Annotated in this window: 10 protein-coding genes; 5 read left to right on the top strand and 5 right to left on the bottom strand. The window is 23.6% G+C overall.

The features are described from left to right. Positions 1–90 precede the first annotated feature (90 nt). From serS to tpiA, 5 genes are all read left to right on the top strand, one after another. Positions 91–1,395: a serine--tRNA ligase gene (gene serS, locus BUCISPPS3390_RS01040; RefSeq protein WP_154060811.1), complete on the top strand. Its 1,305-nt coding sequence runs from the start codon at positions 91–93 to the stop codon at positions 1,393–1,395. 96 nt (positions 1,396–1,491) lie between these two features. Then, complete coding sequence (serC, locus tag BUCISPPS3390_RS01035) at positions 1,492–2,580, top strand: 3-phosphoserine/phosphohydroxythreonine transaminase (RefSeq protein ID WP_154060810.1); 1,089 nt, start codon at positions 1,492–1,494, stop codon at positions 2,578–2,580. A 55-nt stretch (positions 2,581–2,635) separates the two neighbouring features. Next, positions 2,636–3,922, top strand: a complete 1,287-nt coding sequence (aroA, locus tag BUCISPPS3390_RS01030; protein ID WP_154060809.1) for a 3-phosphoshikimate 1-carboxyvinyltransferase — start codon at positions 2,636–2,638, stop codon at positions 3,920–3,922. Between the two features lie 500 nt (positions 3,923–4,422). Then, positions 4,423–6,093: a 30S ribosomal protein S1 gene (gene rpsA, locus BUCISPPS3390_RS01025; RefSeq protein ID WP_154060808.1), complete on the top strand. Its 1,671-nt coding sequence runs from the start codon at positions 4,423–4,425 to the stop codon at positions 6,091–6,093. Between the two features lie 434 nt (positions 6,094–6,527). Beyond that, a complete protein-coding gene (gene tpiA / locus BUCISPPS3390_RS01020) occupies positions 6,528–7,292 on the top strand; it encodes a triose-phosphate isomerase (protein WP_154060807.1) in 765 nt (254 codons plus the stop codon). Positions 7,293–7,548: 256 nt separating this feature from the next. Here the strand turns inward: tpiA and pfkA are convergent, their stop codons facing one another. The 5 genes from pfkA to BUCISPPS3390_RS00995 all read right to left on the bottom strand — a co-directional run bounded on the left by pfkA (position 7,549) and on the right by BUCISPPS3390_RS00995 (position 14,659). Continuing rightward, positions 7,549–8,514 (bottom strand): 6-phosphofructokinase, encoded by a 966-nt coding sequence (gene pfkA / locus BUCISPPS3390_RS01015; protein ID WP_154060806.1) that lies wholly within the window; start codon positions 8,512–8,514, stop codon positions 7,549–7,551. Between the two features lie 192 nt (positions 8,515–8,706). Beyond that, entirely contained in the window at positions 8,707–9,399 is a 693-nt protein-coding gene (gene gpmA / locus BUCISPPS3390_RS01010) for a 2,3-diphosphoglycerate-dependent phosphoglycerate mutase (RefSeq protein WP_154060805.1), read from the bottom strand. Between the two features lie 395 nt (positions 9,400–9,794). Beyond that, positions 9,795–11,006, bottom strand: coding sequence for a dihydrolipoyllysine-residue succinyltransferase (sucB, locus tag BUCISPPS3390_RS01005; protein WP_154060804.1), 1,212 nt, complete (start codon positions 11,004–11,006; stop codon positions 9,795–9,797). Further along, positions 10,999–13,848: a 2-oxoglutarate dehydrogenase E1 component gene (locus BUCISPPS3390_RS01000; RefSeq protein ID WP_154060803.1), complete on the bottom strand. Its 2,850-nt coding sequence runs from the start codon at positions 13,846–13,848 to the stop codon at positions 10,999–11,001. Before BUCISPPS3390_RS01000 ends, sucB begins: the two co-directional genes overlap by 8 nt. Positions 13,849–13,909: 61 nt before the next feature. Continuing rightward, positions 13,910–14,659 (bottom strand): Nif3-like dinuclear metal center hexameric protein, encoded by a 750-nt coding sequence (locus BUCISPPS3390_RS00995; protein WP_154060802.1) that lies wholly within the window; start codon positions 14,657–14,659, stop codon positions 13,910–13,912. Positions 14,660–15,143: the final 484 nt, after the last annotated feature.

The following is a 15,143-nucleotide window of genomic DNA, read 5'->3' as shown; positions in this document are numbered from 1 at the left end:
AACATCATGTATATAATAAATATATACATATGTATTTTATACATATTATAGATTTATTAAAAGTTTGTATACTGGAAAATTATAAGTACTATGTTAAATTTTAATGCAATTAAAAATAATTATTCTTTTTATCAAGATTTATTAAAGAAAAAAAATTATATTCTAGATATAGATAGATTAAAAAATTTAGAAAAAAAAAGAAAAAAATTACAGATCCACAGTGAAAAAAAAACATCAGAACACAAAAGAATGTCACAACATTTAATGTATAGAAAAAAACTTTTTAACGAGTGTGATGTTTTTAAAAATCAAATTATTACCTCTCGTTTAGCTATTAAAAATCTGAAAAAAAAATTAGAAAAAATAAAAAAAAAAATATATAAAATACTGATTTTTGTTCCTAATATACCGTATCATGATGTACCTATAGGTACAGGAGAAAAAAATAATAAAAAAATTTATTCATGGGGAAAAAAAAAAAAATACAACTTCTCTATTATTGATCATATAGAAATTGGAAACAAATTACAAGGTTTTGATTGGAAGACATCTTCTGTTATCTCTGGTTCTGGTTATGTGATTATGAAAGGTCCGGTTGCACACTTACATCGCGCATTAGGACAGTTCATGTTGGATGTACATACTCGAATACACGGGTATAAAGAAGTGTATGTACCTCATATTGTAAAAGATTCTTGTATGTTTGGTACAGGTCAATTACCAAAATTTAAATCAGATTTATTTCATGCGTATACGTTGCATGAGGATTATCAAAAGAATAGGTATGAAAAACTGTTTTTGATACCAACATCAGAGGTACCTTTAGTAAATTTGGTTCAAAATAAAATTATTTTATTTAAAGAATTGCCATTAAAATTTGTTGCTTTGAGTTCTTGTTTTCGTGCTGAAAAAAATACTTATGGAAAAAATGTTAAAGGATTAATCAGGAATCGTCAATTTGATAAAGTTGAAATTGTACAAATTGTACATCCTCTTAAATCTGAAAATACACTTGAAATTTTAACACAACATGCAGAAAAAATACTACAATTATTACAACTGCCGTATAGAAAAATATTATTGTGTACAGGTGAACTAGGTTTTTCATCTCAAAAAACATATGATTTAGAAGTATGGTTTCCTGTTCAAAAAATATATAGAGAAGTATCTTCATGTTCAATGATTGGTGATTTTCAAGCTAGAAGAATTAATGCTCGTTATAAAGACAGTAGTAATAAAAAAAACTTTTTTTTACATACTTTAAATGGTTCGGGTCTAGCTGTTGGAAGGATTTTAGCTGCTATTTTAGAGAATTTTCAATGTTCTAATGGAAAAATATCTGTTCCAAAAGTATTGCAAAAACCTTATATGAACGGTATAAAATTTTTAATGTAATTTGCTAAAAAATTTTAGTGTATATGTTAATACATAAAAATCTTTATTTCTATTCTGTAGTACTTAAAATATAAAGCAATTATATTGGTGATAAATATGGCTATTGTGTATAATTTTAATCCTGGACCGGCTGTTCTTCCAAAAATAGTTTTGTCTGAAATAAAAAAAAATTTTTTCAATTGGAATGACTCTCAATCTTCAATTATTGAGATCAGTCATCGTAGTCAAAAGTTTATAGAATATACTTTTCAGGTTGAAAAAGATTTACGTTCTATATTAAATATACCTAGTAATTACTATATTTTATTTTGTCATGGTGGAGCACGAGGTCAATTTTCTGCTATTCCGTTAAACTTAAAGCATAAATTTGTGCAACCAGAGTACATACACAGTGGATATTGGTCATTATGTGCTTATCAAGAGGCAAAAAAATACTGTAGCCCTACATGTATATCCGTAAGAAAAATATCAAGAAATAAAATTATTTCCATTCAATCGATAAAAGATTGGGATGTATCTTCTAGATATACATATTTACATTATTGTCCAAATGAGACTATTGAAGGAATAGAAATTTTTGAAGAACCTATACTGAATAATAAAATTATAGTAGGTGATTTTTCTTCTACTATTTTATCACGAAAAATTAATGTAGAAAAATACGGTATTATTTATGCATGTGCTCAAAAAAATATTGGTCCTGCAGGTATTACTTTAGTAATTATTCGTGATGATTTGTTAATGCAGTCAAATATACAATCTCCTTCTATTTTAAATTATAAATTATTAATGAAATCAAATTCTATGTTAAATACACCTAGTGTATTTTCCTGGTACGTAGCTGGACTAGTATTTAAATGGATTAAAAATTTAGGCGGCTTATCTGTTATAGAAAAAAACAACAAAAAAAAAGCAAAACTACTGTATCAGTATTTAAATTCTACTGATTTTTATAAAAATTATATTATACCTTCTCATCAATCACATATGAATGTGACATTTCATTTAAAGGAAAAAAAATTAACGAATTTATTTGTTGATACTGCTGAAAAATATAAATTATTAGGATTAAAAGGACATTCTTTAGTAGGAGGGATTCGAGCTTCTATATATAACGCTATGCCTATTGAAGGGATTTATCATTTAATTCGTTTTATGAAATATTTTGAAGAAAAATTCAGTTAAAACTAACATAAAAAATTTATAATTATCACTATTTATTCGTAGGAGTTTATTTATCATGCAAAAAAGTTTAACTTTATTGCCTATTAAATATATTGAAGGTGAATTAAATTTACCCGGATCAAAAAGTATTTCAAATCGAGTATTATTATTATCAGCTATATCTACAGGTAGCACGATCATAAAAAATTTATTATATAGTGATGATGTTAAATATATGTTGGAAGCATTATCTCAGTTAGGTATAACATATCATTGGGATTATAATAAATCAGAATGTATAATAGAAGGAAATTCTGGTCCATTTTATATAGAAAGAAAAATTACTTTATATTTAGGTAATGCTGGAACCGCTATGCGTCCATTATTAGCAGCATTATCTATTAAAAATAATAAAATTGTTTTAACCGGTGATAAAAGAATGCAAGAACGACCAATTCATCATTTAGTAGAATCGTTACAATTAGGAGGAGCTAATATTAGTTATTTAAACAACTTAAAATATCCTCCTGTATACGTGCAAGGAGGATTTACAGGAGGAAAAATTGTTGTAGATGGATCAATATCAAGTCAATTTTTAAGTGCACTTTTAATGATTGCTCCTTTAGCAAAATTGGATACAAAAATTATTGTTAAAGGTGTATTAGTTTCTAAACCATATATTGATATGACTATCAATTTAATGAAAATATTTGGTGTTTCAATAAATATTATAGATAATTATAAATGTTTTTTTGTTAAGGGAAATCAAACGTATGTTTCTCCTAAAAAATATTTAGTAGAAAGCGATATGTCTTCTGCTACCTATTTTTTAGCAGCTGCAGCTATAAAGGGAAGATTTGTAAAGATTAACGGTATAAAAAAAAATAGTATACAAGGAGATGCAAAGTTTGTTGATGTATTAAAAAAAATGGGAGTATCTATTTTTTGGAAAAAAAATTCACTGATTTGTACTAAAAATAGTTTATCTGGTATTACTATTGACTGTAATCATATTCCGGACGCAGCTATGACTATTGCTATGCTAGGTTTATTCGCAGAGCATTTTGTTTATATTAAAAACATATATAATTGGAGAGTTAAAGAAACAGATCGTTTGTGTGCTATGGCAACTGAATTAAAAAAAATTGGTGCTCAAGTACAAGAAGGACGTGACTTTATAATTGTTCATCCTGTAAAAAAATTTTTACATGCTACTATTAATACATACAACGATCATCGTATGGCTATGTGTTTTTCTTTAATTGCTTTATCTGGAGTACCAATAACATTATTAAATCCAACTTGTGTAAATAAAACATTTCCATCTTTTTTTGAAAAATTTAACTCAATTTGTCATTTTTAAAAAATTAAATGTAGTGATTTTATCTAAAATGTAAAATTCTATTAATTAATGAGTTTGTGTATAATTGACTACAAATAAACGTAAATGCAAACGATTATATATAAAAATTTTCAAATATTTTAGTATATATATTAATTCTTAATATAGCGATATTTTTTATAATAATTGATATATATTTATATTTTTTTATAAAATTATTTTTTTAAATAAAAAGATATTATTTAATGTGTAATAATTTTATTAAATCAGTTAAAACGCAAGATATTAAAATTATAATTTTAACAATTTAAAGTTTTTATTTATAAAATTATTTTTTTTTATTAATATCATTATAAATACATGTTAATTACCTTTTTAGGTAATAGTAGTATTAATTTTTATATATTCTTTATTATATTCCATTTAAAAAATAAATGGTTTTTTGACTAACTTTTTATGGTTGTTTAACTTATTTTAAACACTTTTAAACTTTCATAATACACATAAATAAAACATTTTATATGACAACATCTTTCGCTGAACTATTCGAAGAATCACTAAAAAAAGTAGAAACCCGTCCTGGATCCATTATTAAAGGATCAGTAGTATCAATAGATAATGATATGGTTATAGTTGATGCAGGATTAAAATCAGAATCCTTTATTCCTATAGAACAATTTAAAAATTCCAGTGGTAAATTAGAAGTAAAAGTAGGAGACATGATTGATGTTTCTTTAGACGCTATAGAGGATGGTTTCGGTGAAACTGTTTTATCAAGAGAAAAAGCTAAAAGACATGAATCTTGGGTTAATTTAGAAAAAGCTCATAAAGAATTACGTAATGTCAGAGGTGTAATTAATGGTAAGGTAAAAGGGGGTTTTACCGTTGAATTAAATGATATACGAGCTTTTTTACCTGGATCTTTAGTTGATGTTCGTCCTGTGCGAGATACTTTGCATCTAGAAGGAAAAAATTTAGACTTTAAGGTTATTAAACTAGATCAAAAAAGAAATAATGTAGTTGTTTCACGAAAAGCAGTTATTGAATTAGAAAACAATGCTGAACGTGATCAGTTGTTAAAAAACTTACAAGAAGGGAACATTATTAAAGGAATGGTTAAAAATTTAACAGATTACGGTGCTTTTATTGATTTAGGAGGAGTAGATGGATTGTTACACATTACTGATATGGCTTGGAAAAGAGTCCAACATCCCAGTGAAATAGTAAAAATAGGTGATACAATTAAAGTTAAAGTATTAAAATTTGATGAACAAAAAACAAGAGTTTCATTAGGTTTGAAACAATTAGGTATTGATCCTTGGACTAATCTTACACAACGTTATCCGGAAGGTAGTAAACATACGGGATATGTTACTAATTTAACTGATTATGGTTGTTTTGTAGAAATTGAAGAAGGTGTAGAAGGATTAGTACACGTTTCAGAAATGGATTGGACTAATAAAAATATTCATCCTTCTAAAGTTGTAAAACCTAAAGAAAAAATTAATGTATCTATTTTAAACATTGATGAATCTAGAAGACGTATTTCATTGGGAATTAAACAATGTAAAATTAATCCATGGAATATATTTGCTGAAAAAAATAATAAAGGATGTAAGGTATCCGGTAAAATTAAATCTATTACTGATTTTGGAATTTTTATAGGTTTAAAAGGTGGTATTGATGGTTTAGTTCATTTATCCGATTTGTCTTGGTTTGTTTCAGGAGACAAAGAAGTAAAAAAATATAAAAAAGGTCAAAATATTGAAGCAATAGTTCTTCAGGTAGATTCTGTAAGAGAAAGGATTTCTTTAGGAATTAAACAACTTCAAGAAGATCCATTCTATAAATATATCTCAAATAATCAAAAAAATACAGCTATTTTTGGTGTAGTCAAATCAATTGAAGAAAAAGCTATATTATTAAAAATAGAAAAAGGTATTTTGGGATGTTTAAAGTTAGCAAATATACCATCTTCTTACCGTCAAAAATATATATCTGATTTATCTATCGGAAATACTTTATTGGTTCAAATTCTTGGATTTGATAAAAAAAATAGAACTGTATATGTGTCAATTACAGAAGAATTACATTTAAAAAATATGCAAAATTTTTCATTACAAGAAAATTCAATTGATTTTAAAAAAAATGATAACACTATGACACAAGCATTTGAAGACGCTAAAAATTAATACAATCACAGAAATATTTTCAATACATTTATTTAAAGAATATCTAATATAATTAAAATCATTACATTAAGTCAATAAATATTTATATTTCAAAATAAATTATTGAATTTTTAACAAAAAATATTCTAGAATGTATGTTTTTTTTAAAATAATAGTAATATATAGAAATAAAAGGATTTAGTGATTTTTGGTATTATCAATATATTTTAATAGATATAAGGTATAGAATAAGTAAAAATTTTTTTTAAAAAAATATATATCTTATTTTGAATTAAAAACTAAAAATTATATAAATCGTATATAAAAGAATAGTTAAATATATTATTTTATTTTAAAAACTAAAATTTAATATTTTTTCAGTAAATAATTTTTTATAATTTAGCAATTATTTGAGTATACTGAACTCTAATAATTGCTTCTATAGGTGTTGTAAAATGATTAAACCAATAATTGTAGGTAATTGGAAATTAAATGGTACAAAAAAAAAAATCAAAAAATTTTTAAAATTATTAAGTTTATTTGTGAAAAAATACAATCCTAAAGGGACAATAATAATTTCTTTACCTATCATATACACTTATATAATTAAAAATTTATCAATTTTTAAAAAGAAAAAAATTTTTTCAGGCGCTCAAAATGTTGATAATCATGTTTTAGGATCTTTTACTGGAGAAATTTCTCCTAATATGCTGAATGATATGATGATTAAATATGTAATTATCGGTCATTCTGAAAGACGATTTAATCATAAAGAAACTAATCATATAGTTGCAAATAAATTTAGATTATTAAAACAAGAAAATTTGATTCCAATTTTATGTATAGGGGAAACTAAACAAGAAAAAGTCGATAATAGAATTGAAGAAGTCTGTATTAAACAAATAGATATTATATTAAATACATGTGGTACACATGCATTTGATAACTCTATTATTGCTTACGAACCTATTTGGGCGATTGGATCACAAAATTCTGCTACTCCTTCAGAAGTACAATATGTTGCTCAATTTATTCGTCAATATATAAATATTAAATCAAATTACAAAATAAAAAATTTTTTTATTCAGTATGGTGGAGCGGTAACAAATAAAAATGTATCAGAATTGATATCTAAAGAAGATATTGATGGTTTCCTAATTGGTAGATCTTCTCTGGAAATAACAGAATTTATTAAAATTATAAAATTAATAAATATTTAATTTATATTTTTGTACCAAATATTTTATTTGCATAATATTTTTTTAATAAGCATATAAGTAATTTATTATTTTTTATATAAATGATTATTACTAAAATGTTTCTTTTAAATAAAATAATATGAGTTATTATTATAAAATTAAATATTATATATATTTATGTATAATATTTTTTAATTTTTAAAATAATAACTTATATTAAAGCGCCGGATCACCGGCACTTATTATAACAATAGTATTTAAAGAAATTAAATTTTTTTTAGACAATACGATTGTTTATTACGTGTAATAAATCTTTCTTCAATGATTGTTTCATGTTTTTTAGTGCATAATCAATATCGTGGTGAACCATTTGATTATTTATAATACCAACACATTTTCCTTTATGTCCATTTAAAAGTAGTTTTATAGCGTGTATGCCCATACGAGATGCTAATATTCTATCGTATGCTACCGGTACCCCACCTCTTTGAATATGTCCTAATATAGTAGCTCGTGTTTCTTTATTAGTTTTTCTTTGAATATAATTGGCTAATTTGTTAACATCACACATATGCTCAGTAATAGCTATAATAGCGTGTTTATTACCTTTTTTTATACTTTTTTGTATTTCTAATAACAATGATTCTTTTCTATAAATTATTTCTGGAATAATAATAAATTCACATCCTCCAGCAATAGCTGATAATAATGTTAAATCTCCGCAATAACGACCCATTATTTCAATAATAGAAATTCTTTGATGTGAAGAAATAGTGTCCCTTAATTTATCAATGGCATTAACTACTGTTTCTAAGGCAGTAAAATATCCTACGCTATAGTCAGTTCCAGAAACATCGTTATCAATTGTACCTGGAATTCCTATGCAAGGAATATCCATATCAGTTAAACATTTAGCTCCTATATATGATCCATCACCTCCTATTATAATTAAAGCATCAATTTTTCTTTTTAAGATGTTACTAACAGCAGTTTGTCGTATTTTTGGTAATCTAAACTCTAAAAATCTAGAAGATCCTAAAAATGTTCCACCTGTATTCATTAAGTTAGATACATTATTACGATATAATGGAATGGTAGTATCGTTATATAAACCTAAAAAACCATTTTTAATACCAATTACTTCTAAATTATTATTTCGAGCTGTGTATACTATAGATCGTATAATTGCGTTCATTCCTGGAGCATCGCCACCGCTTGTCAAAACTCCTATTTTTTTAATCATTATAGTGATGCGACCTTAATGTTAAATATTTATTTAAATAACATAAAATTTTTGAATATTAATTTTATGAAAATAATGTATTAATTTTAAAAATTAAGATTATTTAAATAGAACATTTTTATTAGAAACTAAAAAATATTTATATTAATATTTTATTAAATGATTTAAAAATTTAATTTTTATGTAAAAATATTATAAATAATAATATTTTAAAGGTTTAATATCGTGAGAAAATTCATATACAATTGGAGAACCAGTAGAAATATCTACTTTTTCAATTTCTACATCATTAATATTATTTAAGTATTTTATTAAAGCACGTAAGGAATTACCATGTGCTACTATGATTATTTTTTTGTTTTTTTGTATTTGAGGTAAAACATTAGACTTCCAAAAATTAATTACTCTATTATATGTCATTTTTAAGTTTTCAGAATTTGGAAGATCTTCTTTTTTTAGATTTTGATATTTTTTATCATTTTTTAAGCGAATAACATCTAAATTATTGTTTTTTGGGGGTAAAGCGAAGAAACTTCTTCTCCATAATTGAACTTGTTTATGCCCGTACTGATTCACTACTTCATCTTTGTTTAAACCTTCTAAAGATCCATAATTTCTTTCATTTAATTTCCATGATTTATGCACTGGTATCCATATATAATCCAATTTTTTTAATATTATCCATAGAGTATGGATAGCTCTTTTTAATACTGATGTATATGCAATATCAAATCTAAATTTATTTTTTTTTAATATTTTAGCTGCATGTCGAGCTTCTTTTTTTCCTTTTTCAGATAAAGAAACATCTTTCCATCCAGTGAATTTATTTAGTTGATTCCATTGACTTTCTCCATGTCGCATTAGTACTATTTTTTTATTTTTCATCACTCACCTAAATTTTATTTTTTACAATACACAGAACAATATAATTTCATATGTATTTTTCTGTATATAAAAATATTGTATTATTTTTGTTAAAATATGTAAATTGATTAGTTTTGTATACTGAATACTAATCACAATACAACATATTTTTATTTTTCATAATATAAGAGAACGTAATATATATTATATTCAATATGTCAGAAAATATGGTTAATCGGTTTTTAAACTAATAAAACAAATTTAATACTTTGTATAATTAATTTGGTATACAGTATATAAATTTTAATAGAATAATTAATTATTATATAAAAAATATTCCAAGTATATTAATTACATATTGATTTTATTGTATTATAATAATTATAATAAAATATTATGTGTATAAAATCTCAATATTATATGTCTATTATAATTCTAGAAAAATCTTCTATAGTATCTTTTATACAATTTAAAAATTGTATTGCTTGTTTTCCATCAATTAATTGATGATCATAAGATATAGCTAAATACATCATAGGTAGTATTTTTATTTTATTACATATAACTACCGGTCTATTTTTAATATGATGCATACCTAGAATGGCTACTTGGGGGGGATTAATAATTGGAGTAGAAAATAGTGAACCAAAAACTCCTCCGTTAGTAATAGTAAATGTACCAGATTCTAGATCTTTTAATTGTAGTTTTCCAGATTGACCTAGAACAGAAAAAGATTTTATTTTTTTTTCAATTTCAAACATAGATAAATGATTAGCGTATTTTAGAACAGGTGTTATTAATCCTCTAGGAGTAGATACAGCAATATTAATATCATAATAATCATGATAAATAATATCAGTACCCTCTATAGAGGCATTCATATCTGGAAATTTTTTTAATGCATGTATTACTGCTTTTACATAAAAGGACATATATCCTAATTTTATACCATTTTTTTCTTTAAAATAGTCACCATATTTATTTCTGAGCAACATAATTGGTTTCATATTAACTTCATTAAAGGTAGTTAACATAGCTGTGTTTTGAATAGTTGATAATAATCTCTCTGATATTTTTTTTCTCAATGGATTCATTGCAATTCGATCACAAGATCTTGTTCTAGATGATGTATCATTATTTATAATTTTTTCTGATAAAAAATTTGTGTTTTCTTTTTTATTTTGGTTTTTTTTATTTAAAATACATGATTTTTTAAAAATAAAATTATCCTTAGTAATTTTTTTTTTTATTTTTATTCCTTTAATCATCACCTTGTTAATTTCATTATTTGTTATTAATCTACGCATTTTTGGTGTAAAAAAATCTCTTTCATTATTTTTTTGTGTTGAATAGTTTTTTGTATTAAATATATTTGATTTTTTTTCGATTGGCTGAATGTATCCTAATATAGACTGTGACTGTATACTCTGACCTGTAGACATATTTTGTGAGTGTAAAATACCAGAAACGGGAGATGATACCTCTAATATAATTTTGTCTGTTTCAATCTCAACTACTAACTCATCTTCTTGAACGATATTTCCTATTTGTTTATGCCACTTTAAGATTACTGCATTATTAACTGATTCAGGTAAATCAGGAGCTAAAATTTTTATATTTTTATTCATATTTTTCACTTATTATTTTTTTCATTGACATTGAAAATGCTGATTCTATAATTTTTTTTTGTTGTATTGTATGATCTATTAAATTTCCTTCTGCAGTAGAAGAGAATTTTGGTCGACCAATGTATTTTAAAAAAATTGATTTATAATTTATTAAAATATATTTTTTGAAATAAAAATATATATATTTCCAACTACCTTGATTTATTGGTTCCTCTTGACACCATATAAAATACTTTACTTGAGTAAATTTTTTAATAGCTTTGTTTATTTTTAAATATGGGAAAGGATATAATTGTTCAATGCGTATTATTACAGTATCAATAATATTATTTTTTTGATAAAAACTTAGTAATTCATAATAGATTTTTCCTGAACAAAAAATAATATAAGATATTGAATTATATGTATTATTTGATTGTGTAAATAAAATTTTATGAAATTTTTCTATTAACAATTCTTTCATGAATATAAATGTTAATGGATTTCTTAATAATGATTTAGGAGTAAATATAATTATAGGAATTTTAGACATACTACATCCTTGTTTTAATAAAATATGATACATTTGGGATACTGTAGTAGGTATATAAATTTTAATATTATTTTGTGCACATAGTTGTAAATATCTTTCTAATCGACCAGATGAATGTTCAGGTCCTTGTCCTTCATAACCATGCGGGAGTAAGATTACTAGAGATGAAGAATGTCCCCATTTTTGTAAACTAGATGTTATGAATTGATCTATAACAATCTGAGCTCCATTAGAAAAATCACCAAATTGAGCTTCCCATATATTTAATGTAGTATGGGATACTTTTGAATAACCGTATTCAAAGGCTAAAGTAGATTCTTCTGACAAAACTGAGTCCCAGACATAAAATGAGCCGCTGACAGAGGATAGATTTTGTAATGGAATATATGCAGTATTCTTTTGTTGACAAATAACAGAAGCATGTCTATGACAGAAGGTTCCTCTTCGTACATCCTCTCCAGTTAATCGACATGTAACACCATAGTACATTAAAACAGCATAAACTAAATTTTCTGCAGAACCCCAGTCCAAAGGAATTTTATTATTGATCATTTGTGTGCGATTGAAAAAAATTTTTTTTACTTGATTATGTACAATTAAATTTTTTGGTAAAGTAAAGAGTTCAGTTGCTATTCTTTTTAAAGAATTTAAATCGTGATTTTGGTTAATTAAATATTTTTTAGGATGTTTATTGTAATGTAATTTTTTTAAATTATTTTTATTGGAATTATAGTTTTGTATTTTTTTATATAATTTTTGCATAAAATGTATATATAGTTGTTCATATGAAGTATCTTTTTCTTTTAATATATTTATTATTTTTTTAGAGTACAAAATACAAATACTTTTATGTTTTTTTATTGTATTATACATTTTTGGCTGAGTTATATATGGATCGTCAACTTCATTATGACCTAATCTTCGATAACATACTAATTCAATAAAAACATCTTTTTTAAATAAATATCGAAATTTTAAAGCTAACTTAATAGTAAATATAACATGTTCAGGTTGATCAGCATTAACATGGAAAATAGGTGAATTAATCATCTTTGCAATATCTGTGCAATAAAAACTAGTTCTTAAATGTTTTTTTTTAGATGTAGTAAAAGCAATTTGATTATTAATAATAATATGTACGCTACCTAAAACATTATATGCAGGAACTTGAGACATATTTAAAGTTTCTTGTATTACACCTTGTCCAATAAAAGCAGCATCTCCGTGTATAATAATAGGTAAAGGATTATATTGAGAAGATTTTTGATCTAAAAAAAATTTACAACAACCAATAACAACAGGTGTTATAATTTCTAAATGTGAAGGATTATCCAATAAGTTAATTTCAACTTTTTTATTGTTTTTTTGGATGGTTTTTTTTAATCCTATATGGTACTTCACATCTCCAGTACCATTGTGATTTTTACAGGACAAGGTTGTTTTATGAAACATGCTTAATACATCATAATGTAAGACATTATGCATTACATTTAACCGACCTCTATGAGCCATACCTAAAAATATTTTTTTAGTTTTTTTTTTAATACAAAACATTATAATTTTTTTTAATACCGGAATTAAAATATCACATCCTTCTAAAGAAAATCGTTTATTTCCTGGAAATTTAGTATGAATAAATTTTTCGAAAGTAGTAGATTGAATTAAATCTTCTAATATTTTTCTTTTTTCATTGCTGGATAAAGAGTTTTTAACGTTTTTAGTTTCGATATAATTTTTTAACCATTTTTTTTGTTTAATATTATTTAAATGCATATATTCAAATCCAATATAACCACAGTATTTTTTTTTGAAAAATGAATATATTTCATTAAAAGAATTAATGTTTTTTCTAAAACATAAAAAATTGAAGTTTATCTTATGATTAAGTTCTTTTAATTGAATATTATGAAATAAATGAGATAATTCAGGAATATTTTTTGTTTTTTTTAAAAATATCAGCGGGTTTAAATTTGATACATAATGTCCATATATTCGATAAGAATTTATTAATTTTAAAAATTTTTCTTTTAATAATTCATTTTTGTATTTTTGTGTTAAATTTTTTGAGGTGACATCAGAATAAGAATACAAAGTGTTTTTTTTTATTTGAGAATTAGGTTTATTAGTAATGTTATTACTATTTGTCATATGTTTATTATTAGATATATTATTAAATGTTTTTTTCCAACATGAATCCAGTGTTTTTGAATTGGATAAAAATTTTTTATAAATATTTTCTAAAAATAATTGGTTGTTTGAGTATAACCATCCTGTATTCCATAATGAAAATATTTTTTTTTTATTTTTCATATATATTTTATATATCTATATAGTTAAATACGAATTAAAATTTAATAAATGGTATATATTATTAAATTGGATTATGTACATCAACAAAATTAACTATCAGGTTTTTATCTTTTTGAGATAACCATGTTCCTAATGAAAAAATTCCTGATTTTTCTGTAGCATGGTGCCCTAAAGAGAAAAAATGCACGTTATTTTCTTCGGCTATATGAATTGTCTCTTCCGAAACTTCTCCAGTTAAATATGCATCAATTTTTAATTTTATAGATTGATTGAAAAAATTTTGCCCTTTTCCTGTACACCAAGCGACGCGTTTAATGTATTTAGGTCCTGTTCGACCATAATGAAATGGGGTTCTTTCTAATTTTTTTGATATGGTTTGAATTAATGATGTTGCAGTTTGTTTTTTTTTAAATTTTCCTATAAGAACATACGGGAGTGCATAACCATAAGTAGTAATGTTTAGTAAGTTTCCTAGTTGAATATTATTACCAAATTTAGGATGTAAATCTAGAGGTAAATGCCAACTATATAGATTAATATCATTTGATAATAATATTTTTAAACGATGTCTATCCATACCTAAAATTTTTTTTTCTTGATTGTTCCAAAAATAACCGTGATGTACAATAATTGCATCTGCATTTTTTTGTAAAGCAATTTTTAAAAGATTTTTACAGGCCGTTACTCCTGTAATTATTTTTTTTATTTCATTTTTTCCTTCTACCTGTAAACCGTTAGGTGCATGATCTTTTTTGTATTTATAGTTTTTTAATTTTTTATTTATAATTTCTTCGAGAATAAAATTATTCATATTCAAGAGCTCTGTTTTTGTGAATACTTATATATTTTGAAAAATTTTTTGGTAAATTATAAATAATATTTATATATATTAATATTTGAAAGTAAATTTCTAATTATATCTAAATATATTTTTTATGAATTGAAGGATTTTATATATTTTTCAAAATATTATCATATTTTTTTTTATTTATTTTTAAAAGTATTATCAAAATTTATAATTATAGATAGAAAAATAGTATTAATTTTTTTTTAAAAAAATTATTTCTAATTTTAATTAATATAATTTATTATTAATAATTTTTGTTGATTATTTTATATTAATTGATTTTAAATATATATTTTTCTATATTTTAATTTAGATAAATTTTTTTAAAAAATTTTTCTTTTTATAATACTTGATTGAGTTTTTAAATTAATTGTTTTTTAATGTACTTAATGAATACATTTATACTAGTAAAATTCTTATATTTAAAGTAGATATTGAAAATTAATAA

It is taken from the genome of Buchnera aphidicola (Cinara cf. splendens/pseudotsugae 3390) (genome assembly GCF_900698845.1).
Lineage (GTDB): Bacteria > Pseudomonadota > Gammaproteobacteria > Enterobacterales > Enterobacteriaceae > Buchnera_F > Buchnera_F aphidicola_AM.
Note: the sequence above shows the minus strand (reverse complement) of the source record. Positions and strands in the feature narration are given on the sequence as shown.